Consider the following 22,202-nt stretch of genomic DNA (forward strand, 5'->3'; position numbering starts at 1 on the left):
TACGCCTGACGACCATAGCACGCGTGAACCACCTGATCCCTTGCCGAACTCAGAAGTGAAACCGCTTAGCGCCGATGGTAGTGTGGGGTCTCCCCATGCGAGAGTAGGTCATCGTCAGGCACTTATTTGAAAAAATCCCCCGGGGCTGATGCTCTGGGGGATTTTTTTTGCATGGTCGTGAGGGGGAAGGCGTGAGGGGTAAATAGTGAGGAGTGAGGGGGAATAGTGGGTAGAAAACGGTGGTGTAGGGGTAGCTAACGAATATCCTGTTCCACCTCACACCTCACACCTCACACCTCACACCTCACACCTCACACCTCACACCTCACACCTCACACCTCACACCTCACACCTCACTAGAGAAGCATCTCTAACGCCTCAATCAAACTATCCATCTCATCATCGGTGCCGATGGTGATGCGTAGGAAGTTGTTGAGGTCTGAGGTATTAAAATGGCGCACCAGAATGCCCCGCTCGCGTAGGCCAGCAAATAGCTGCGCGCCTTCGTGGTTAGGGTGCTGGGCGAGCACAAAGTTAGCCTTAGAGGGCAATACTTCAAATCCCAACGCTTCAAGGCGCCGGTGAGTGCGTTCACGGGTGGTGATAACACGCTCGCGGCAGGCTTCAAAATGCTCGACATCTTTGAGTGCGGCGATGCCTACTAAGCTTGCCAAACTATCCACTGGAAAAGAGTTAAAGGAGTCTTTTACCCGCAACAGGCCATCGATCAACTCCTCTGAGCCCACCGCATAGCCTAGCCGCAAGCCTGCCAAACTGCGTGATTTAGAAAACGTACCGGTGACGAGAAGGTTAGGGTAGCGATCAATCAGCGCAACAGCACTCTCTGCGCCGAAATCGACATACGCCTCGTCCACAAGCACTACTCGATCAGTGACGCGCTTTAGCAGCGCCTCGATAGTCGCAAGCGAATGCGCGTGGCCAGTAGGGGCGTTGGGGTTAGCGAAAATAACGCCGCTGCGGCTAGTATCCGCTCCAAGCGCATCAATATCGACTTCCCACTGCTTATTGAGCGGATGCTTTCGCAGCTCAACGCCATAAAGATTGGCGTACACGGGGTAGAAGCTATAGGTGATCGTGGGTACGTCTAGTGGTGCGCCATGGCGGAAAAATGCCTGAAAGGCAAACGCTAGCACCTCATCGGAACCATTACCGACAAACACTTGGCTACTCGCTACCTGAAACGTCTCCGCTAACGCTTCACGCAGCGCTGCAGAGGTTGGGTCAGGGTAGAGGCGTAGATGATCGGTCGCGTACTCGCGCAGTGCCTCACCGACGCCTGGGGCAGGTGGGTAAGGGTTTTCATTGGTATTGAGCTTTACAAGCTGCTCGCGTGGCTGCTCGCCGGGCACGTAAGGCGTAAGTTCGCGAACGGCCGGACTCCAGTATTGGCTCATGTGGGTAACCTGATTATCCTAGCAAGGTACACCATGGTCGCTTGAAGGCTAACTTAGCGCAAGCATTCGCATCGCTAGGGGTGTGCGTCGCACCTTGTAGCGGTTATGCTGTCATAAGTGCGCGTAAATAAATGTGATGTCCAACACGAGATTAAGGAGACACTCTATGCAACTTAAGAGTTTGCTGGCCGGTTCGGCCATGTTGGCACTGCTGGCTGGCTGTGCAAGCAGCCCCATGGAGCAGCAGCAAGAAGAGGCAGCTGCCGCACAGCAAAATTACCAAGGTTCATTACCTTGCCGCAATTGCGATGGTATCGATCTGGATGTCACGATGGTGGGTGAAGAGATGAGCGCGGCTGAAGAACGCACCTTCACACTGAACGCTTCTTACCGTAACCACCCTCAAACACCGCCGGATGAAAACTACGCGGGTAACTGGGAAGTGCTAACCGGTACGCCTTCCGATCCGGACGCCACTGTTTACGAACTGACGCCAGATGGCGATGGTCAAATCTACTACTTCATGCGTATTGATGAGAGCACGTTGGAGTTGATTGACCCAGAGCGTCGCCGCTTTGAAAATGGTGAAATGCTGCAGCTAAAGCGTCAATAAGACGTTAGCCAGTAGTACAAAAGGCGGCCACTGGCCGCCTTTTGTGTTTGCTGGCACTCATGAATATAAAGTACGCGACAGTAAGTGATGAATACTAGCGGCAGCCAAGCGTAAGTTGCCACTTAGTGACAGCAACAGTAGGAGTGTAATGGCAGTGGCCAAAGCCAAAAGCGCCTTTGTGTGTACCGAGTGCGGCGCCGAATACCGTAAGTGGCAGGGGCAATGTAGCAGTTGCCAAGAGTGGAACACGCTTAGTGAAGTGCACTTGGCGAGCGCTCGCCCTGGCGGCGGCGCAGCCCCCGGTCGATCTGGTTACGCGGGTGATCTGTCACGCGAAGTGATCGACCTGGGCAATGTTGATCTTAGCGAAGTACCCCGCATGAGCTCCACTTTCGCAGAGTTTGATCGCGTGCTGGGCGGTGGGTTGGTGCCCGGCTCGGCGGTGCTTTTGGGTGGCAATCCTGGCGCGGGTAAATCGACCCTGCTATTGCAAACGGCCTGCAAGTTGGCCCAGCAGCGGCGTATCCTCTATGTAACCGGTGAGGAGTCGCTCTCCCAGGTAGCGATGCGTGCGCACCGCCTACAGTTGCCTACCAATGGCTTGAAAATGTTGGCTGAGACCAGCGTGGAAACCATCTTGGCGGTGTCTGAGCGGGAGAAGCCAGAGATTCTGGTGATTGACTCCATCCAAACCATGCATCTGGAAGATATCAGTTCTGCACCCGGTGGCGTTGCCCAGGTGCGCGAGTCAGCCGCGGCGCTAACGCGCTTCGCCAAAAAGACTAATACGGTTTTGCTGCTGGTAGGTCACGTCACTAAGGACGGTTCGCTGGCGGGCCCTAAAGTGCTTGAGCATATGATTGATGCCTCGCTGCTATTAGAGGGGGGCGCCGACTCACGCTTTCGTACCCTGCGAGGGCAGAAAAACCGCTTTGGTGCCGTCAACGAGCTAGGCGTCTTCGCTATGCTTGAACAGGGCCTTAAAGAAGTTAAAAACCCCAGCGCAATCTTTCTTTCTCGCCAGGAGGAGCAGGCGCCAGGTAGTTTAGTCATGGTGGTCTGGGAAGGCACACGGCCGATTCTGGTGGAGGTACAGGCGCTGGTGGATGAGTCCGCGCTGGGTAACCCTCGCCGTGTCGCCGTCGGCGTTGATCAAAACCGCCTGGCTATGCTGCTGGCAGTACTTAATCGCCACGGTGGATTGTTTACCGGTGACCAGGATGTGTTCTTGAATGTCGTCGGCGGTGTCAAAGTGCTCGAAACCAGCGCCGACTTGGCGGTGTTGCTAGCCGTGGTTTCTAGCCTGCAAAATCGCGCGCTACCCAAAGAGCTAGTGGTGTTTGGTGAGGTTGGGCTATCGGGCGAGATACGCCCGGTGCCCAGTGGTCAAGAACGCATTGCCGAAGCGGCCAAGCACGGTTTTCTCCGCGCCATTGTACCGCGCGCTAACGCACCCAAGCAGGCGCCTAAGGGTATGGAAGTGATCGCTGTTGATAAACTCAGCGATGCGCTGGACGCCCTGTAGCCTGGACGATACTGGGTTAAACTGATGATATTCCCCAAGTGCCAAGGAGAGACACGATGAGTTCGATTCGCTTGACCCAATATAGCCACGGCGCGGGCTGTGGCTGCAAAATCGCCCCGGACGTGCTGGATGGCATTCTTGCCAAGGCAGGGCCTGCGGCGGGCCATAAGCGGCTTATCGTCGGCAATCAGGGACGCGAAGATGCGGCTGTCTACGATCTGGGCGATGGGCGGGGCATGATTGCCACCACGGACTTCTTTATGCCCATTGTCGATGATCCCTTCGATTTTGGCCGTATCGCGGCGACCAATGCCATCAGCGATGTTTACGCCATGGGCGGCACGCCGGTGATGGCGTTAGGTATTCTCGGCTGGCCGCTGGATAAGCTAAGCGCTGAAGTGGCTGGTGACGTAATGGCCGGCGCCCAGGCGGTATGTCGCGAATTAGGCGTTGCCCTGGCGGGCGGTCACTCCATTGATGCGCCCGAGCCGATTTTCGGACTCGCGGTAAACGGCTTAGTCGACCTGGATAAGCTCAAGCTAAACAGCACCGCCAAGCCGGGTGATCTACTGTTTTTAACCAAGCCGTTAGGCGTGGGCATGCTAACCACAGCAGAGAAACGTGGCTTGCTGGAAATGGGCCACCATGGTCTTGCCCGTGAAACGATGCTCAAGCCCAATAGCATTGGTGTGAAGCTTGCCGATGTGAAAGGGGTGAACGCCATGACTGATGTCACTGGCTTCGGATTGGCGGGCCACCTTGCTGAAATGTGCCAGGCCAGTAACGTCATGGCCCAGATTGATTTCCGTAAGTTGCCTCGTCTGGCCGAGGCAGAGTCCTACCGCCGCCAAGGCGCTGTGCCCGGTGGTACGCTGCGCAATCGTGATGCGCTGGGGGAAAGCCTGCCGGCCATGGATGAAGCCCACTGGCAGTGGTTATGTGACCCCCAGACTTCCGGCGGCCTGCTGCTCAGCGTTGACCCCGCCTGGGAGGATGACGTTGAGCGTATTGGTCGCGAATTCGGCCTGTCGTTACAGTCATTCGGCGTCATGAAGGCGCGCCAGGGTAAAGCCTCCATCGAGGTGGTCGGGTGATACTGGCCACAACTCCAGCCACCACACCGGCGGTATTGGGTTTAATTAGAGAAGAGCGACCGCTAATAGATGTGCGCGCCCCGGTGGAGTTTGCCCAGGGCGCGCTGCCCGGTGCCGTCAATTTGCCCTTAATGGTCGATGACGAGCGTCATCAGGTGGGCATCGCTTATAAGAAGCATGGTCAAGCCGCGGCGATTGAACTAGGTGAGCGTTTAGTCAGCGGCGAGGTCAAGCAGGCTCGGGTCGCAGCGTGGCAGAAGTACTTAGCCGAATACCCAGATGCATTGATTTACTGCTTTCGCGGTGGACTGCGCTCGCAAATTGCTCAGCAGTGGCTGGAAGAGGCCGGTATCTCCAGGCCACGGCTGGAGGGTGGCTGGAAGGCTATGCGCCAAGCGCTCTGTGAGCGCATTGATACGGCCGCGCTTCAGCCAATGCTGGTTGTTGCCGGGCTCACCGGGTGTGCAAAAACAGCGCTGATTAATCAGCTCGATAATGGCGTCGACCTGGAAGCTTATGCGCACCACAAAGGTTCTGCTTTTGGACGCAGACCTGAAGAGCCTGCTACTCAAATCAACTTTGAGCATGCGCTGGCCAAGCGGCTAATCGGGCTGATGGAAGGGCTGGTCATCGAAGATGAGTCCCGTCAGATTGGCAGCGCCAATATTCCCTTGAACTTCTGGCGGGCGCAGCAGCAAGCGCCGCGGGTGCGTATCGAAATGCCGCTGGATTGGCGCCTTGCTCAGATTCAGCAGGACTATATTATCGACCTGGAGCAGGCCTATGCCGCTCGTCATGGGGCCTACCAGGGCTGGCAATTAATGCAGGCGCAGTTAAGTAATTCTCTTATCCGACTAGGAAAACGCTTGGGTAACGCGCGCCTTCAGCGCTTACAGCGGCTGCAGGCGCTGGCATTCAAAGAGCATGCCCAGGGCAACCCCCAAGCCCATGAAGCCTGGCTTGCGCCGCTGCTCACCGAGTACTACGACCCGCTCTACCGCTACCATTTAGAGAAGCAGCGCGACGCTGCGCCGCCAGAGATTCATGTGGGCGATTGGGATAGCTGCCTAGAGGCCGCCAGGCAGTGGAACCGCTGACGGCCTTATAGCTTTTACTGTTACGCTGCTTTAAGCCACTGGGTCATCAGTCGGTCGAGCTGTGGCGCGAGGTGAATAAAGCGGTTGGGGTCTTCTAATATTTGGGCCGCATCCTGAACATAGCGGGTAGTGGAAGGTGATGCTCCAGGCCACTCGGCTGTGCCCAGTAGCTGTTTCACGCTAGCCGCAGTGGCTTCCAGGTGGCACAGCAGGCCGATGACACGACCTCTGTCCCATGCAAACCCTTGCAGCGGTGCAGCTTCGCTACCGCCTAGGGGCAGCGCATCGTCGGGTAAACTGAAGACATAGCGATGCCACATAAAAGCGCTGAATGTTTCGGGTAAATCCAGCAAGCTTTCCGGCGCTAGGGTGACTGTATGCCAGCCTGTTTCAGTATAGGTACCAGGCGCTACCACCGAGCCCAGTGCCTGGGCTATCCAGTGGGCGCCTACGCCAATACCCAACAGCGGTTTTTGGCCATCCAAATAGCGGTTGATGAGCTTATCTTCGGCTTTAAACCACGCCGGAGGATGGCTGAGTAGCTCTTCTGGGCCATCAAGTATAATCAGTGCATCAGACTCGTTTGGGCGGGGCGTTAGCTCGCCTGCGTAGAGATGAAAAACGGTGTAACTATGGCCCATACTGGTTAGCCAATCGGTTAAACGGGCGGGGCCATGGTCAGGGCCGTGCTGTAGCAGATGAATATGCATGGTAATCTCCTCGCCGGCCGTACAATCATCAAAGCGCTGGGGATCGCCCCAAGCGTAGAGAGACGATAACGTACCCGCTAACTTTCACCAATATCCCACGTCAAGCGATCCAGGAAATCAGTATGGTGTCGAAACCCCAGGGCTTTTACCAACGGTTACAAGAACTCCCACTACCTGCCCAGCAAGCCTTCATGGCGGCGTTGTGTGAGCGTTTGCTGCCTAACTATATGCTTTATCAGCAAACCACCGGCCAGGGTGATAGCCATACGCTAGGCACCGTGCTGAGTTTGGTCTGGGAGCGGCTTAATGTGCCCAATGCCAGTATCGACTTTGCCCGCCAAGCGGAAAAGCTAGCCGAGTGTGAGCCGCCCGAAGAGGATGACAGCTTTGGTGCCCGGCGCGCCCTGGATGCAGTAGTGTCGGTCTCAGCGCTGCTGGACACCCTGCAAGGCGACTCCCCAGAGGCCGTGCTGGATGTTAGCCGCACATCCCGAGCGGGCGTACGCGCTTTTATAGAGCTTACTGAAGGCGAGGTTGACGCGCAGAAGCTAGCGCTGATTATTCGCGACCATCCGTTGATGGACGACGAAAACGATTTTCAGGATGCCGTATTGGAAGCCGTCAGCGAACCGCTGGATAAGGCGTCGCTGAAAGAGGTGCGTGAATTAGGTCGCAATGGTGGCATCAGCAATCTGGGTTTATCGCTAGACGACGTTGAGGAGTAGCGACTAAAAGCGCACCCCTGCGGTTATCATCATGCCTGCGGTGCCGAAAATGATCAGGTCTGATTCAAACCGGCCCCATTGCACACCGATACTAGGGAGTGCGGCCGGGGCGATTTCCAAGTGATTGAGCGGAATTTTGTCGCGATACTCGCCTTTATAGCCGCGCAGGAGTCCGCCAGTGAGTTTGGCGCGCACGTTTATCCCCCGATCGGTTTGCCAAAGAGGGAACTCCCGCCCCGCATAGAAGTACCAAGAGGGCTGATCGAAGGAGTTTTTGAACCAAGCCCCGCCCGCTAACCAGTGATTCGGATTATGCAGTTCAATGCTAACCAGGTCTTGTTGGTTAGTGTGTTCCGGGTCGGGGCTGAAGTGGCGGGTATAAAGGCTGGTTTGCACCAGGGTGTGATCCCACTCCAACGACGGTGGCCAATCAGGTAGCGAGAATGCGGTAGCAGGCATACTAAACAGCAAGCCTGCTAGCCATCCCATCCATGGATGTGAGCGAAACATTCGAAGCTCCTGGTTGATAGAGAGCATTTTAAAGCCGCATTTCGATACCGCGTTCGGCCATATAGCGCTTAGCTTCAGGGATGGTGTATTCGCCAAAATGGAAAATACTGGCGGCCAGCACTGCATCGGCACCACCTTTGAGTACGCCATCCACTAGGTGATCCAGATTGCCCACACCGCCTGAGGCTATCACCGGAACGCTCACCGCTTCGGAAATCGCGTAGGTCACGCCCAGGTCAAAGCCAATCTTGGTGCCGTCGCGATCCATGCTGGTGAGCAGTAGTTCGCCCGCCCCGAACTCAACCATCTTCTTCGCCCATTCAACGGCGTCAAGGCCTGTTGGGCGGCGGCCGCCGTGAGTGAAAATCTCCCAACGGGGCGTTTCTCCCTCTTTAGAGACCCGTTTAGCGTCAATCGCCACCACAATGCACTGGCTACCAAAACGCTCGGCGGCTTCGCGAACAAACTCAGGGTTAGTGACCGCTGCGGTGTTGATCGATACTTTGTCCGCTCCGGCGTTCAGCATAGTGCGAATGTCGTCACAGCTGCGAATGCCGCCGCCGACGGTTAGCGGAATAAACACTTCGCCAGCAATGCGTTCAACCATCTCCACCGTCGTGTCGCGGTCTTCGTGGCTAGCGGTAATGTCGAGAAAGGTGATTTCATCGGCGCCCTGCTGGTTATAGCGCTGGGCAATCTCCACCGGATCACCGGCATCGCGAATACCGACAAAATTAACGCCTTTGACCACGCGCCCGGCGTCTACGTCGAGGCAGGGGATAATGCGTTTGGTAAGGCTCATGAATCGCCTCCCGTCAGTTGGTCGCTCAGCCGCTGAGCTTCGGCAACATCCAGGCTGCCTTCGTAAATTGCCCGACCGGTAATAGCGCCCAGGATACCGCTATCAGCAACCTCGCAGAGTGCTTTGATATCGTCCAGGTTGGTCACACCACCGGAGGCAATCACCGGCAAACCGCCTTCGCGGGCAAGCGCAGCGGTGGCTTCCACGTTGACGCCTTGCATCATGCCGTCGCGGGCAATGTCGGTATAGACGATGCTGGAAACGCCGTCGTTGGCGAAACGCTTGGCAAGCTCAGTGGCTTTTACCGTGGAGACCTCTGCCCAGCCGTCGGTGGCGACATAGCCATCTTTGGCATCAAGTCCAACGATCACATGGCCGGGAAAAGCGCGGCACATCTCGCCCACAAAAGCGGGTTCTTTAACTGCCTTGGTGCCGATAATCACATAAGAGACACCGGCGCTTAAGTAGTGCTCGATGGTTTCCGCACTGCGAATGCCGCCACCAATTTGAATCGGCAGATCCGGGTAAGCGCGGGCGATAGCCGTCACGGCGTCACCGTTCACCGGTTTGCCTTCAAAGGCGCCGTTCAAATCTACTAGGTGCAGGCGACGGGCGCCTGCTTCTACCCAGCGCGCTGCCATGGCCACCGGGTCATCGCCGTAAGACGTCGCGTCTTCCATGCGGCCCTGCTTCAATCGGACACACTGGCCGTCTTTGAGATCAATAGCGGGAATTACCAACATACAAAATCCTCTCAGGGCGTCCAGGTGACAAAGTTTTCAAGCAGGCGAAGGCCCGCGCGGGAGCTTTTTTCGGGGTGAAACTGCACCGCGAAGGTCGCGTCACGGCCAATGGCCACGTGGGCGGTTACCTTGCCGTATTGGGTCGTACCAAATACTTGTGCATCTTCATCGGCATTAACGTAGTAGCTATGCACGAAGTAGAAGTGTTCGTGATTATCAATACCTGCCCAGAGTGGGTGTTCATGGTGCTGCTCTACCACGTTCCAGCCCATGTGCGGTACTTTCAAGCGCTGCTCGTGGGCGTCGCGCATATCGCCAGGAAAACGATCTACACTGCCTTTAAAGAAACCCAGGCACTCTACGCCGCCATTCTCTTCGCTGCGCTCCAGTAGCATCTGTTGGCCCACGCAGATACCCAGCAGCGGTTTGGCCTGGCGGGTTAAAATATCCTCCACCAACCCGCGTAACTCGGTGCGCTCAAGTTCGCCAACGCAGTCGCGAATGGCCCCTTGGCCCGGTAGCACTAAACGCGTTGCGCCGAGGATACGGCGCGGGTCGCGGGTAATGACGACATTCTCATGGGTCACATGCTCCAGCGCTTTGGCTACAGAATGAAGATTGCCCATTCCATAGTCGATTACAGCAATGGTCATGAAGCGCTCCTTGGAGAAGTGGACAAAATAGGGCTAACGGCAAAGCCCGTGGCATCGCGCAGGCTACAGCGCAGCATCATAAGCTCCCTTTGGTGGAGGGCATTTGGCCTGCCATGCGCGGGTCTTCCATCACGGCCATGCGGAGTGCTCTGCCAAAGGCCTTGAAGATCGTTTCCGCCTGATGGTGAGCATTAAAGCCTTTGATGTTGTCGATATGCAGCGTCACGCGGGCGTGATTGACAAAGCCTTGGAAAAACTCCCAGAACAACTGAGTGTCCAGGCTACCGATAGTGTCGCGGGTGAATTCAACATCCATAAACAGACCTGGCCGACCGGAAAAGTCGATCACTACCCGGGAGAGTGCTTCATCAAGAGGAACATAGGCGTGACCATAACGGTAAATACCGCGTTTATCGCCAATTGCTTCAAAAAAAGCTTGGCCTAGCGTAATACCCAGGTCTTCTACGGTATGGTGGTCGTCAATATGCAGGTCGCCAGTGGCATTGATGTCGAGATCGATCATCCCGTGGCGAGCAACTTGATCAAGCATATGATCCAGGAACGGAACGCCGGTTTGGCAGCTAAGATGGCCTTCGCCGTCGAGATTGACGCTGACCTTGATCTGCGTTTCGTTGGTGTCACGGCTAACCGTGGCAATACGCGCTGACATGTTGCATCTCCTGCGCTGAAGCGCACTCTGAGGGATGGCTGGTGGCGATCATCAACTTACCACTGATTTGATCGGCCTGTGGCGAAGCGACCATTATAGTGAATCGGCGCCCTCATCCGCTACAATGCGCGAAATGTAGCCGTAATCAATTGCGGCAGAAATAGCAGCCAGGCTGCTTTGGCGAAGAGGATTTCACCATGCCGGTGACACTGCACCATGTCGACCAGGCCCGTTGGGAAGCCGATGAGCAGGTGCGCCTTGATCTTATGCGCATCTATCAGGATGCGCCCCAAGAGCGTATGCCCACCCCAACGGTTGAGCCATTTATTGAGCAACATTTTGCAGGCCAGCACTTTTTTGCCTGTGCACTCTTCAACGATCGGCTGCTGGGGGCCGTCGCCGTTCAGGAGGGCGCAGACCGGGCGTGGTGGCTATCTGAGCTCTGCGTGCGCAAAACCACCCGTCGCCGTGGCGTCGGTTCGCGCTTGATGGCGCTGCTTGGCGAGCAAGCCAAGCAGGAAGGCCGTGTCCTGCGCATTGAAACGTCCACTTTACCACTGGCCGACCGCGTGCTGCTCTCCAAGCTAGGTTACCGGCCAATGGCCAATCCAGAAACGCCGGCAGCGGGTATGCCCGCCACCAGTGATTTTGTTGAGTTAGACCCACAAGGGAAAGGGTAATGAAACAGCTATTACGTATCTTGCTGGCAGCAGTCGGCATTCTCGCCATCGTTGCGGTCGCCGCCGTGGTCTACGTGACCACCTTTCTGGATCCAGAAGACTTCAAGCCCCGTTTAACTGCTGTCGTGGAGGAGCAAACGGGACTCAACTTGGCGTTGGAAGGCCCGATTACCTGGTCATTCTACCCGCGTATCGGCGTCAGTGTAGAGAAAGCCCGCGCCTGGTTGCCCGAGCAGGCTGAAGAGAGCGCTGCCTTTGCGGCTATTGACCGCGCCGAGGTGAGCGTGGCATTCGGCCCGCTACTGCGCGGGGAAATTGCCGTTGACGGCCTAACCCTGGACGGTATGCGCCTTAACTTAGAGCGCGATGAACAGGGTGAGGGTAACTGGGAGCCCTTGTTAGAGCGCCTTTCTGAGCACAATGAAAGCGCGGCTGAAACGGTGCTGGCGCCCGCCAGTGCTGGCCCCAATGCGGACGCCGGTAGCTTAGCCGTGGTGTTGAGTATTGCCAGCGTTGAAGTGAAAAACGCCGACATTCGCTTCCGCGATGCGCAAACCCAAGCACTGTGGCGTATGCAGCAACTGAATATCTCGGGTAGTAACGTTAACCCGCTGCGCGCCTTTCCGCTGAAGGCTATGTTCACACTGACCAAGCATAACCGGCTCGATGCCGAGGTATTGGAGCGTGCCCCTGATCTGACCAGCGATATCAATCTTGAAACACGCGTGCGGCTTGGGTTGGCAGATAAGCTTTTCGCCCTGGAAAATATGGCACTGACCACTCGAACCACCAAGGGGGCAGAGAGGGAGCCACAGCAGCTGAGTTTGAAGGCCGCCGAGTTGGTTGCCCGTATGGGCGAGCAGCAGCTCACCATTAAAGAGGGGCTGCTCGAAACGGGCCTGCGTAAGGCGGATAACTGGCAGGGCAGCTTGGCGTTGGCGCTCGCCTTTGGCCTGGAGGGCGACTGGCAGGCACAAACGGCGCAGTTGAAAGACTTGCAGCTTACCGGGCCGGATGGCTTAAGGGTGAGCGGCCACCTTAATATTGAGCAGTTGCGCGATGCTCCCCGTTATCGTGGTCAGCTAACCGCTGCCCCCTTTACGCTACGCCCCTGGCTTGCCCGTGCTGGCGTTACCCTAACCACCGCGGGCGAGGCTGCGCTCAGCGATGTAGCCATGACCAGTCCTATCGAAGGTGATGCCGAGCAATTCTCTTTGCCTAGCCTCTCGTTGGTCGTCGACGACAGCACCTTTACCGGCGAGCTGACGGCGGCGCTGAATGGCTCACGCCTGGCGTTCGATTTAGCCGGTGACCAACTAGACCTTGATCGCTATCTTCCCGGTGAGGCCACCGCCAAACAGGCGAGTCGCGGCTTGCTACGCAAAGCCTTTGCTCAGGAAAACAACACATTAGTGCCGCAATCGTTGCTCAGCGGGCTGGCGTTAGAGGGCGACCTGAGCGTGGATACGCTTATTTTTGCGGGCCTGACCTTCAACAATCCACGCTTGCAACTGCGTGGCGACGACGGCGTTCATCGGCTAACGGCGTTTGAGTCAGGCTTCTATGAGGGTGAACTCAGCGCTACCGGCCAGGTTGATGCTACGGATTCCATCCTTGAGTGGGCGCTATCGCCGACTATTAACAACGTTCAGGTGGCGCCGTTGATTGAAGCGATCAGTGAAAAAGAGGAGGCATCACCACTGCGCGGTCGCTTTAATTTAACCGGGGATGTCACCAGTCAGGGCAATACCCGTGAAGCGCTTATCGGCAACCTCAATGGCGCGCTTAATGCTCGTCTAAACGAAGGCGCCATTTTAAATACCAACATTTCCAAGCAAATGTGTGAACTGGTTGCCCAGTTAGAGGGGCAGGGCACTTTGCGGGATTGGCACACCGATACTCGCTTTGAGCGTTTTGATGCTACCTTCCAAATCAGTAACGGCTTAGTGGAGAGTGACGACCTGCTGATCACCCTGCCCGGCATCGATGTGCGTGGAGAAGGCGAACTGGATCTTGCCAGCTTGAACTTTGATACTCGTGCGAATGCCCGCTTGGTCGACACCGCCGACGCGGCCTGTGAAGTTAACCCGCGCCTAGAACAACTGCCGCTGCCCGTACGCTGTGAAGGTAATCTTGGCGATGAACGCACCGAGTGGTGCCGGTTCGACCGTGAGATGTTCCAGACCGCCGTGGTTGACCTGCTGCGCAACGAGGCGGGTGATCGTGTTAATGAAGAGCTGGAGGAGCGTCTAGGCGACTCTTTAGATGAGCTAGATGAACGCCTTGGCGAAGGTGCTGCTCAAGAACTTCGTGATGGTCTACGCAGCCTGTTTAACTGAGCATCGACGCAGGATGTGAAGTGACGCATTTATCGAAACAGTAAGTGCTGCGCCGGCCTAAACGCCGGCGCTTTTTTATTGGCACTGGTGCCTGCCCATTTCTGTTTCATATACCCATTTCTGTTTAAGGAGCGTGCATGGCAGATATGCCCACGCCGCGGCTAGCGGCAAACGAATTCCAACAACGCTTACTGGATTGGTTTGACCGCTACGGCCGTCACGACTTACCGTGGCAGTCGCCGCGTAGCGCCTACCGTGTGTGGGTGTCGGAAATCATGCTGCAGCAAACCCAGGTTGCCACCGTTATCGGCTATTTTGAGCGTTTTATGGCGCGCTTTCCTACCCTGGAGAGTCTCGCTAAGGCCCCGCAGGATGAAGTGCTGCACCTCTGGACGGGCCTTGGTTACTATGCCCGTGCTCGCAACTTGCATAAAGCTGCCCAGGTTGCGTTAGCGGAGCACAATGGCGAGCTGCCGACGGAGAGTATCGACGCATTAGTCGCTTTGCCTGGTATTGGCCGCTCCACCGCTGGCGCTATCATTGCCCAAAGCACAGGGCAGCGGGCGGCTATTTTAGATGGCAATGTAAAGCGCTCGCTCACTCGTTTGCATGCGCTGCCCGGCTGGCCGGGCAAGCCCGATGTGGAGAGAAAGCTGTGGGCGCTGGCGGAGTATTACACCCCAGCAGAGCGCCTGGCGGATTACACCCAGGCGATGATGGATTTTGGCGCCACGCTATGTAAACGCAGCAAACCGGACTGCCTTAGCTGCCCATTTAACGATGTCTGTTTGGCCTACGCCCAAGGCGAACCAAAGCGCTACCCAGAATCCAAACCCAAAAAGGCGCTGCCCACACGACAAACGATCATGCTGATGCTGCGTGACCCGGAAGGCAGGATATGGCTTGAGAAACGCCCTCCCAGCGGTCTGTGGGGCGGGTTATGGAGTTTGCCGCAGTTTGAGAAGTACAGCGAGCTCAATGACTGGCTTGAAGACAACGCCGTTAACCCTAAGCGGGGAACTACATCGCCTAGCTTTTACCACACCTTCAGCCATTTTCGCTTAGAGATTACCCCGCAGCCGGTGAGCTGCGATAGGCTGGGCGGTGTTCGTGAAAGCGGCGTATGGTACGACGTTAACCATCCGCCTGAACTGGGCCTTGCTGCTCCCGTTAAAGCGCTGCTCAGCCAGCTAACGCCCTTTAGCCTCAATCCGACACCAGGGCACGCTTAAGCGTTTGCTAGCTGATTGGATGAGATCATTGAATGAAGTTGCAGAACCAGGAGCACGTTATGAGCAATACCGTTTTTTGCCGCAAGTACCAAAAAGAGTTGGAAGCACTGCCATTCCCACCTTTGCCGGGTAAGCAGGGGCAGGAGATTCAGGCCACCGTTTCCAAGCCCGCTTGGGAAGCCTGGCAGGCGTTGCAAACCCGCCTGATCAATGAAAAGCACCTCAACATGCTCGACCCCGAATCCCGTGCGTATCTAATGGAGCAGATGCAGCGCTTCCTGGACAACCAGGAAACCGACCAAGCCGAAGGCTATGTACCGCCCTCGCAGGCATGAATAGCTGGCATAAAGAGAGAGGAGGCTACTTCTAGTGGCGGGTGGTTTGGTCGAGCAACTGGCTTGTAATCAGTGGCTCTAGGTATGGGTGTATCGAAGGCCGAGCCAGAGATGGCGTAGTAAAAAAGACCTCTAAGCATCGGTATCGCAAGAAAGTTTCACAAAGGTGTTGACGGAAAGCGGCGTTTTTAGTTTAATACGCACCGTTGGCAGCGGCCAGATAGCTCAGTTGGTAGAGCAGGGGATTGAAAATCCCCGTGTCGGCGGTTCGATTCCGTCTCTGGCCACCACACTGCTGGGGTATCGCCAAGTGGTAAGGCACCGCTTTTTGGTAGCGGCATTCCCAGGTTCGAATCCTGGTACCCCAGCCATTGCCAACAAGATTTCTTGTTGATTGCAGAGCCTAACAGCGAAGCAATCAAGTTCTCAAGGAAACGTGAAGCGCCGACATAGCTCAGTTGGTAGAGCAACTGACTTGTAATCAGTAGGTCCCGGGTTCGACTCCTGGTGTCGGCACCACTGAAAAGTGGTTAAAAGCTAAACGTTAGAGAATTAGATTAAGCCGTCCGAAAGGGCGGCTTTTTCGTGTGTGTCTACGATATCTGTATTTATAAAGTTTCCATGTCGTTGATTGAGTAAAGTAGTGAGCATAAAGTATGTTTTGGGCTCACTCGTGGACTGAATTTTGCTAGTGAGCTAATACGTAATTTCTATTTAGCTTGGCATTTCAGGGTGAATCTCGATGATTCCACTTCATGATTACTTGGCATTTCTCTCCATCGTTACGCTCATCGTAGTCTCTCCAGGAGCCAACCTGATCCTGCTGCTTCAGGCGACGCCGGCGCAAGGCCGTGTTACGGGGGGGTTGATGACCCTGGGCTTCTGTGCGGCGATCATATCTCATGCCACGTTGGCGCTCATTGGTGTTGGGGCACTCGTCGCAGCCTCTGTCACGTTATTCACTATTATAAAATGTGTGGGCGCTGCATATCTTATTTGGCTTGGCGTTAAGGCATTTCGAGCAGCACTAACGAAAACGCCCATCGCGTCGCAGGCGAAAGGTTGTCAAACATTGCCGAGGATAAGCCAAAAACAGGCCTTTGTGCGGGGCTATCTCACCAATATTCTCAACCCCAAGCCCGCTATCTTCTACGTTGCGGCCTTTCCCCAGTTCCTGAGTGCCGGTGGAACGGACTACTGGCTGGGAGGGCTCGGTTTGGGAGCCAGCCATGCCCTGATCGCTCTGTTCTTCTACGGTATGGTTGTCGTCACATTGCATAGAGTCGCTGAGTGGTTAAGGAAACCATGGGTATGGAAGTCGATCCAAGGCATCTCTGGTTTAGTCTTTCTTCTGATCGGCGGTCGCCTCTTGATTTCGCGCTCCCCGGCCTGATTCTTCTAGGCTTGGTGAGTTTAAAATGCGTCCTTTAGATGCGCTCTTTGTGATTAATAAAGATGCACCGCCTCGAAGACCGCCAATGGTTCACTGTTATCGCCCAGCAGTACAAGCCTCGCGCCATTCACGCTCCATGCCGTTACCTGCTTGAGTGCGGCTAGAAAATCTTGCTCAGTTTTCATTTGGGGTTTTGGGCAGGCTATTTTAGTGCTGGCGATTTGCCCAAACTCTATGCGCTCGTTTTCCTCGCGGTAGCTGCCCATCAGGGTATTACAGCCGGTAGCGCCGGCTAAGCGAGAAGCCTCTTGATGAAGAACCAAATGTGCTTCACGGAAATTCTCATGGGGGACGACCGGCGCGCCATCAAGCGTCACCAGCTTCCAGTAGGTGTTGATCAAAGCTTCATTAGGGCGATGCGCTGTCTCGTGGGTATCCATTGTTGCTGAAGAACACCCAGCGGTTATTAATAGCGCGCTGATAAATCCATAAATCGGTAGCTGCCTTTTCAAAGTATGACTCCCCATTCAGTTAGATAAAAAGATGAGCAACATTAACCGCAAACATTGTGGCTTGGAGTGAGCTTTTTAGGTGACTTATTGCCTAAAAAGCCACTGTTCAATTTTTTTCACGTAACCTACGTTATCAAACCAGAAATCATGCCTTGCGAGGAAATTTTAGTGGTCTAGGCTACTCCCTGCACGATGTTAGAATCGTGCTGTTTTATTTATATGTACGCTAATCTTTATACGTGCAATATGTTCGATCTGAAACCTAATCATACAAGGAGTGGATTAGATGACAGTCAAAAGCACACCACTAAATGCTGTAACCGCCCATAAGCAATATAGCGAAATGGCCGATACGCCTAACGTTCACACTACTCAGGTTCAGCGCCAACAGGTACAGGATGCCTACCCGTCGCGCTTAACCACCCCTCCTGAGAAAACCTGGCTGCCACGCCAAGATGCGGTTGTCAAAGGCCGTCAACTTTCCGGCCCGTTAAGCCAGGCGCAGCTTGATGAGTTTGAACGTAAAGGGTTTCTGTTTATTCCTAACCTCATTGAAGGCGCAGAGCTTGAGGGGCTGCGTCAGGAAATGAAGGCGTTGATGAGTAACGATAAGTACCTCAATCAAGACTTCAGCGTCACTGAGCCAGAGAGCCAGGAAATCCGCTCGCTATTTGCGGTGCACTTCCTCTCTGAGCGGTTGGGAAAGCTGGCCAGTGATGAGCGTGTCGCGGGCGCTGCTCGTCAAATCATAGGCGACGACCCTTATGTGCATCAGTCGCGTATTAACTATAAGCCTGGATTTGCCGGTAAGGGCTTTAACTGGCACTCCGACTTTGAGACGTGGCACGCGGAAGATGGCATGCCTGCGATGCACGCGGTTAGCGCATCGCTGATCTTAACTGACAACCATGAGTTCAATGGTCCGTTGATGCTGATCCCCGGTTCGCACAAAAAGTTTGTACCGTGCGTGGGGGAAACACCGGAGGATAACCACAAAAGCTCGCTGAAAGCGCAGGAAGTGGGCGTGCCAAGCCCAGAGGCACTTACCGAGCTAGTGGCGGAACACGGTATTGAAGCGCCAAAAGGCAAGGCGGGTGGTTTGCTGCTGTTCGATTGCAATACGCTGCATGCTTCTAACGCCAACCTGTCGCCTGACCCGCGTAGCAACGTGTTCTTCGTGTTTAACCGCCAGGATAATCGCTGCCAAGCGCCTTATGCCGCGGCTAAACAACGGCCAGATTTCCTGGCTCATAGCCCTGATCAACAGGCCCAGCAATATCGCTAACGTGCAGTGGGGAAACAAATTCATGGCCGAAGGGTGTGGAACCTTCGTATAGGTGGGGTAAACTGTTGCGCCTGTCGTTGCGAAAGCGGCACGCATAATGAGAAGGAGAATACCCGCCATGCGTTTTGTTCCACAGTTTACCGATGGCCAGGAGTTTCCCCACCCGCTGGGCAAGGTTGTCTGCATCGGCCGTAATTATGCCGACCATGCGAAAGAGCTGGATAATCCAGTTCCCACTGAGCCGCTGCTGTTCATAAAGCCATCGACCAGCGTTGTGGATCTAACCAAACCGTTGGATCCGCCGTTTTCACGCGGTGATGTGCATTATGAAGCCGAGCTTGCGCTGTTAGTGGGTGAAACGTTAACCCACGCCACCCTGGATGAGGCCGAGCGTGCGATTGTCGGTATCGGGTTGGCGATGGATTTAACGCTGCGTGATGTACAGACGAAGCTAAAAGAGAAAGGGCATCCCTGGGAAATCGCCAAAGCTTTTGATGGCGCTTGCCCGCTTTCGTCGTTTCTGCCGCTAAGCCGTGTTCCTAACTGGAACGCGCTGGCTTTCACGCTTGAGATTGATGGTGAAGAGCGCCAGCACGGTGAAGGCTCCGATATGATCTTCGCCATACCAACCTTGGTAGCCGAAATGAGCCGTCACTTCACTCTAGAGCCGGGCGATGTGATTTTGACCGGCACGCCATCAGGCGTTGGAGAGCTGGTTCGCGGTTCATCACTGCGTTTAACCTTGACCGGTGGTTTGGTAGTTGAAACCAGCGTAGTCGAGTAGCGAAAAAAGCAGAGAATTGCTGGACAGTGTTGGATCGTGAAGAAGCGCCACTCCAAAATCAGGGTGGCGCTTCTGTTTGGCGTAACCCAATACGTGCCATTCAGTACGGGCTATTCAAGACTGGTTTTCAAGATCGGTTATTCAAGATAGGTATAGCCTTCCAGACCTTCGCTTAAGCTCGCCGCAAAGCGCGCTTGCTCGTCGGCAGTAAAGCCGCTGGCGGCTAGCTGGTCGGTGAGCTTCTGCTTGAGCACATTGGCATTGAAGTTGACGTAGGCAAGTACCTGGGCCACCGAGTCCCCGGCCAGCGGGTTAGATAGTGTCCACTCGCCGTCGGCATTGAGCGCAGCATCAACGGAGTCGGTGTCGCCAAACAGGTTGTGTAGATCGCCAAGAATTTCCTGATAGGCGCCCACTAGAAAGAACCCTAGCCAGCGTTCATCGTCTGAAGCCCACTCGGGAAGCGGTAGGGTGCTCTCGACCCCCTGGCCGTCGACGTAGCTGTCGATGCGGCCGTCGGAGTCGCAGGTGATATCCTGAATCACTGCCCGCCGGGTGGGCGCTTGATCCAGCCCGCTAAGGGGCAGTACCGGAAATATCTGCTCGATGCCCCAAACATCAGGCACCGACTGGAATAGCGAGAAGTTGACGAACAGTTTATCGGCGAGTTTCTCCGCCAGTTCATCCATGATTTCGCGATGGGCACGGTTACGAGTATCCAACTGAGTGCGCAGCCGTGTGCAGGCAGCCATATACACCCGCTCACCTTCAGCGCGGGCGGTAATGTTACTCAAACCCATCACAAAACGTTCCTGCAGTTCGCTAACCGCTTGAAGCAGATCGTGCCACGCTTCCACCAGCATGCGCGGCTCTTGGGCGGTCGCTAACTGCTCGAACACCCGCCACAGCAGCTCTACTTGGGCATCTTCTTGGCTCTCGCCTGCCGAATGCCGTTCAGGCGGCGTGTCGTCGATGCGCTCTTCGCCAATCACGTTAGTGATCAGCACCGCGTGGTGGGCAGTTAGCGCACGGCCGGATTCGCTAATGAGATGAGGCTGTGGCAGGTTCGCCTCTTGGCAGAGCTGGGCAAAGGCGCTGACGACGTTGCGGGCGTATTCACGCATCGAATAGTTAGCTGAGCAGAAGCTGCGCGAGCGAGTGCCTTCGTAATCGATACCCAGGCCGCCACCTACATCGACGGTGTCAATTGGCGCACCCAACTGCATCAGGTTCTGGTAGAAGCGCGCGCACTCACGCAGACCGCGCTGAATATCGCGAATATTGGCGATCTGGGAACCCAGGTGGAAGTGCACGAGCTGCAGGCTTTCCAGCGCCTCCTCGCGACGCAGCGTGTCTACCACCTCGAGAATTTGGCTGGCGGTGAGGCCGAACTTAGACTTCTCACCGCCGGTATTCTGCCACTTGCCTTTACCCACTGAAGCAAGACGAGCGCGCAGGCCAATACGCGGTGTTACGTCCAGTTCTCGCGCCTCTTCCAAAATCAACTGCAGCTCGGAGAGCTTTTCGACCACCAAATAGACCTTGTGCCCGAGTTTTTCACCCAGCAGCGCCAAGCGCACATACTCGCGGTCTTTGTAACCGTTGCAGACAATCAGCGAGGAGCCGCCGTCAGACAAAGCCAGCACTGCCAGCAACTCGGGCTTGCTGCCCGCTTCCAGACCCACACGGCCGTTGCCGCGCTCGGCGGTGGCCAGAATCTCTTCCACCACTCTGCGCTGCTGGTTCACTTTAATCGGGTAAACGGCGGTGTAGCCGCCCTGGTAGTCGCAGTCGCTCATGGCGGCATCAAAAGCACCACACAGCTGCTCCACCCGGTCGTGAAGAATATCGCTAAAGCGTACCAGTACAGGCAACCGCAGCCCAGCGCTCTGCAACTGGCGAACCAAGCCGCTCAGCGGTAGCGCCGGGCCTTCCGCATCACTACCCAGCGGCCGCACCAGGGCCTGACCTTGATCATCCACGTCGAAGTAACCGCTACCCCATTGATCGATATTCCAGGTGCGCCGTGCGCGAAGGGCAGGGCTAGTCGTCGCCATCACACTCATGCAGAAACCTCAGGTAGCGGCAATGCACCGTGGGCAATGCGCGCAGTTAATATGGTTCGAAAACGTTCGGGGTCGTGAGGCGTCAAATCGTGGGCCGGGGGATCAACATAGACCACCAGCAGGCGTGACAGCCAGTAGCGCAGCGCCGTCATGCGCAGCATGGTGGGCCACAGTTCCCGTTCATCCGCCGTTAACGGCCGGCGCGCCAGGTAGGCGCTCAACAGCGTATTGTAGCGCTCAGCGTTGAGAGTGCCATCGTCGTTGGAGGCCCAGTCGTTGATCACAATCGCCAGATCAAACAGGAGATCCCCAGTGCAGCCATTATAAAAGTCGATAATACCGCCAAGCTGGTCACCCTCAAACAGGGTGTTGTCACGAAACAGATCACCGTGCAGGGCGCCTTGGGGCAGCTCACCGTGTCGCATAAAGGCGCTCTCGAAATCGTCGACTTCATCCTTCATCAACGTTTGATCCGCGGGGCTTAGGTAACTCAATACTTTATGGTGCATCACCTGCAGCCAGTTGAGATCCCGCGGGTTGGGGCGGTGGCCGGGGAAACGCTTTGACACCACGTGCAGGTGACCCAAAGTATCGCCTAAGGCATGGCACTGGGCTACATTGGGCGCCTCGGGATGGCGGCCAGGCAGGCGCGGGAATAGCAACGCCGGCTTGCCCTCCAGGCTATGCAGCGCGATACCTTCGCGGTCATGAATGGTGCCGGGCACCGGTAAGCGGTGCTCGTCCAAATAGTCCAGCAGTTCGACAAAGAACGGCAGTTCTGCGTGTTCGCCCTGTTCGAACAGGGTTAATACCAGTTCGCGGCGGTCGGTAGTCACAAAAAAAGTCGAATTTTCGGTGCCGTTCGCGACTCCCTTAAGGGAAACAAAACTGCCCACATCAAATTTTTCTAAAAACGCGGCGACCTGTGCGTCGCTAAGCGGAGTAAATACAGCCATGAGAGTCTCGCCCAGGTTGCTAAGCCCATTATTGTAGCGGCTTGGTCGCTCAGTTGGCAGCGT

Annotated in this window: 22 protein-coding genes, 3 tRNA genes and 1 rRNA gene; 16 read left to right on the forward strand and 10 right to left on the reverse strand. The window is 55.8% G+C overall.

The window, feature by feature from the left end; translation table 11 throughout:
- Nucleotides 1–4: 4 nt before the first annotated feature.
- Nucleotides 5–120 (forward strand): 5S ribosomal RNA (rrf, locus tag E0L35_RS05020).
- Between the two features lie 236 nt (nucleotides 121–356).
- Here the strand turns inward: rrf and hisC are convergent.
- Nucleotides 357–1,415, reverse strand: coding sequence for a histidinol-phosphate transaminase (hisC, locus tag E0L35_RS05025; protein ID WP_138799830.1), 1,059 nt, complete (start codon nucleotides 1,413–1,415; stop codon nucleotides 357–359).
- A gap of 166 nt (nucleotides 1,416–1,581) precedes the next feature.
- On the opposite strand from hisC, the gene E0L35_RS05030 reads away from it, so the two are divergent.
- From E0L35_RS05030 to mnmH, 4 genes are all read left to right on the forward strand, one after another.
- A complete protein-coding gene (locus E0L35_RS05030; RefSeq protein WP_022522027.1) occupies nucleotides 1,582–2,028 on the forward strand; it encodes a copper resistance protein NlpE N-terminal domain-containing protein in 447 nt (148 codons plus the stop codon).
- Between the two features lie 154 nt (nucleotides 2,029–2,182).
- Nucleotides 2,183–3,553, forward strand: coding sequence for a DNA repair protein RadA (gene radA / locus E0L35_RS05035; protein ID WP_053857190.1), 1,371 nt, complete (start codon nucleotides 2,183–2,185; stop codon nucleotides 3,551–3,553).
- Nucleotides 3,554–3,609: 56 nt separating this feature from the next.
- Nucleotides 3,610–4,647, forward strand: a complete 1,038-nt coding sequence (gene selD, locus E0L35_RS05040) for a selenide, water dikinase SelD (protein ID WP_022522029.1) — start codon at nucleotides 3,610–3,612, stop codon at nucleotides 4,645–4,647.
- Entirely contained in the window at nucleotides 4,644–5,744 is a 1,101-nt protein-coding gene (mnmH, locus tag E0L35_RS05045; protein ID WP_138799831.1) for a tRNA 2-selenouridine(34) synthase MnmH, read from the forward strand. The genes selD and mnmH overlap by 4 nt, the downstream gene beginning before the upstream one ends.
- Before the next feature lie 20 nt (nucleotides 5,745–5,764).
- Here mnmH and E0L35_RS05050 read toward each other — a convergent pair whose 3' ends face one another.
- Entirely contained in the window at nucleotides 5,765–6,454 is a 690-nt protein-coding gene (locus tag E0L35_RS05050) for a type 1 glutamine amidotransferase (protein WP_009288593.1), read from the reverse strand.
- Between the two features lie 122 nt (nucleotides 6,455–6,576).
- On the opposite strand from E0L35_RS05050, the gene E0L35_RS05055 reads away from it, so the two are divergent.
- On the forward strand, nucleotides 6,577–7,179 hold the full coding sequence (locus E0L35_RS05055) for a YjaG family protein (protein ID WP_022522032.1): 603 nt from the start codon (nucleotides 6,577–6,579) through the stop codon (nucleotides 7,177–7,179).
- A 3-nt stretch (nucleotides 7,180–7,182) separates the two neighbouring features.
- On the opposite strand, the gene E0L35_RS05060 is transcribed toward E0L35_RS05055, so the two are convergent.
- From E0L35_RS05060 to hisB, 5 genes are all read right to left on the reverse strand, one after another.
- Nucleotides 7,183–7,689, reverse strand: a complete 507-nt coding sequence (locus E0L35_RS05060; protein WP_138799832.1) for a hypothetical protein — start codon at nucleotides 7,687–7,689, stop codon at nucleotides 7,183–7,185.
- Between the two features lie 28 nt (nucleotides 7,690–7,717).
- Nucleotides 7,718–8,491 carry an imidazole glycerol phosphate synthase subunit HisF gene (gene hisF / locus E0L35_RS05065; RefSeq protein WP_138799833.1) on the reverse strand — a complete coding sequence of 258 codons (774 nt, stop codon included), beginning with the start codon at nucleotides 8,489–8,491 and terminating at the stop codon, nucleotides 7,718–7,720.
- Nucleotides 8,488–9,234 (reverse strand): 1-(5-phosphoribosyl)-5-[(5-phosphoribosylamino)methylideneamino]imidazole-4-carboxamide isomerase, encoded by a 747-nt coding sequence (hisA, locus tag E0L35_RS05070; RefSeq protein WP_138799834.1) that lies wholly within the window; start codon nucleotides 9,232–9,234, stop codon nucleotides 8,488–8,490. Before hisA ends, hisF begins: the two co-directional genes overlap by 4 nt.
- A gap of 11 nt (nucleotides 9,235–9,245) precedes the next feature.
- Complete coding sequence (gene hisH / locus E0L35_RS05075) at nucleotides 9,246–9,887, reverse strand: imidazole glycerol phosphate synthase subunit HisH (protein ID WP_022522036.1); 642 nt, start codon at nucleotides 9,885–9,887, stop codon at nucleotides 9,246–9,248.
- Between the two features lie 76 nt (nucleotides 9,888–9,963).
- Nucleotides 9,964–10,557, reverse strand: coding sequence for an imidazoleglycerol-phosphate dehydratase HisB (gene hisB / locus E0L35_RS05080; RefSeq protein ID WP_027958866.1), 594 nt, complete (start codon nucleotides 10,555–10,557; stop codon nucleotides 9,964–9,966).
- A gap of 197 nt (nucleotides 10,558–10,754) precedes the next feature.
- Here hisB and E0L35_RS05085 point away from each other — a divergent pair, with 197 nt between their 5' ends.
- The 8 genes from E0L35_RS05085 to E0L35_RS05120 all read left to right on the forward strand — a co-directional run bounded on the left by E0L35_RS05085 (nucleotide 10,755) and on the right by E0L35_RS05120 (nucleotide 16,536).
- Entirely contained in the window at nucleotides 10,755–11,237 is a 483-nt protein-coding gene (locus E0L35_RS05085) for an acetyl-CoA sensor PanZ family protein (protein ID WP_009288590.1), read from the forward strand.
- On the forward strand, nucleotides 11,237–13,576 hold the full coding sequence (locus E0L35_RS05090; RefSeq protein WP_138799835.1) for an AsmA family protein: 2,340 nt from the start codon (nucleotides 11,237–11,239) through the stop codon (nucleotides 13,574–13,576). Before E0L35_RS05085 ends, E0L35_RS05090 begins: the two co-directional genes overlap by 1 nt.
- A gap of 137 nt (nucleotides 13,577–13,713) precedes the next feature.
- Nucleotides 13,714–14,808: an A/G-specific adenine glycosylase gene (gene mutY, locus E0L35_RS05095; protein WP_022522038.1), complete on the forward strand. Its 1,095-nt coding sequence runs from the start codon at nucleotides 13,714–13,716 to the stop codon at nucleotides 14,806–14,808.
- Between the two features lie 59 nt (nucleotides 14,809–14,867).
- Nucleotides 14,868–15,143 (forward strand): oxidative damage protection protein, encoded by a 276-nt coding sequence (locus E0L35_RS05100; RefSeq protein WP_022522039.1) that lies wholly within the window; start codon nucleotides 14,868–14,870, stop codon nucleotides 15,141–15,143.
- A gap of 214 nt (nucleotides 15,144–15,357) precedes the next feature.
- Nucleotides 15,358–15,433: transfer RNA gene (locus E0L35_RS05105), tRNA-Phe, on the forward strand.
- 6 nt (nucleotides 15,434–15,439) lie between these two features.
- A tRNA-Gln gene (locus tag E0L35_RS05110) sits at nucleotides 15,440–15,514 on the forward strand.
- Between the two features lie 72 nt (nucleotides 15,515–15,586).
- Nucleotides 15,587–15,662, forward strand: a tRNA-Thr gene (locus E0L35_RS05115).
- Between the two features lie 223 nt (nucleotides 15,663–15,885).
- A complete protein-coding gene (locus tag E0L35_RS05120; RefSeq protein ID WP_138799836.1) occupies nucleotides 15,886–16,536 on the forward strand; it encodes a LysE family translocator in 651 nt (216 codons plus the stop codon).
- Nucleotides 16,537–16,589: 53 nt separating this feature from the next.
- On the opposite strand, the gene E0L35_RS05125 is transcribed toward E0L35_RS05120, so the two are convergent.
- The gene (locus tag E0L35_RS05125) at nucleotides 16,590–17,048 is read right to left on the reverse strand and encodes an META domain-containing protein (RefSeq protein ID WP_171051121.1); all 459 of its coding nucleotides are present in this window, start codon (nucleotides 17,046–17,048) and stop codon (nucleotides 16,590–16,592) included.
- A gap of 286 nt (nucleotides 17,049–17,334) precedes the next feature.
- On the opposite strand from E0L35_RS05125, the gene thpD reads away from it, so the two are divergent.
- Both thpD and E0L35_RS05135 read left to right on the forward strand, forming a co-directional pair.
- A complete protein-coding gene (thpD, locus tag E0L35_RS05130) occupies nucleotides 17,335–18,333 on the forward strand; it encodes an ectoine hydroxylase (RefSeq protein ID WP_022522052.1) in 999 nt (332 codons plus the stop codon).
- Nucleotides 18,334–18,451: 118 nt separating this feature from the next.
- The gene (locus E0L35_RS05135; RefSeq protein ID WP_022522053.1) at nucleotides 18,452–19,117 is read left to right on the forward strand and encodes a fumarylacetoacetate hydrolase family protein; all 666 of its coding nucleotides are present in this window, start codon (nucleotides 18,452–18,454) and stop codon (nucleotides 19,115–19,117) included.
- Nucleotides 19,118–19,254: 137 nt separating this feature from the next.
- Here the strand turns inward: E0L35_RS05135 and speA are convergent, their stop codons facing one another.
- Together speA and E0L35_RS05145 are read right to left on the reverse strand one after the other, a co-directional pair.
- The gene (gene speA, locus E0L35_RS05140; RefSeq protein WP_138799838.1) at nucleotides 19,255–21,183 is read right to left on the reverse strand and encodes a biosynthetic arginine decarboxylase; all 1,929 of its coding nucleotides are present in this window, start codon (nucleotides 21,181–21,183) and stop codon (nucleotides 19,255–19,257) included.
- A complete protein-coding gene (locus E0L35_RS05145; RefSeq protein ID WP_039860825.1) occupies nucleotides 21,180–22,139 on the reverse strand; it encodes a homoserine kinase in 960 nt (319 codons plus the stop codon). Before E0L35_RS05145 ends, speA begins: the two co-directional genes overlap by 4 nt.
- Nucleotides 22,140–22,202: the final 63 nt, after the last annotated feature.

The organism is Halomonas sp. ATBC28, from assembly GCF_005937175.1.
Lineage (GTDB): Bacteria > Pseudomonadota > Gammaproteobacteria > Pseudomonadales > Halomonadaceae > Vreelandella > Vreelandella titanicae.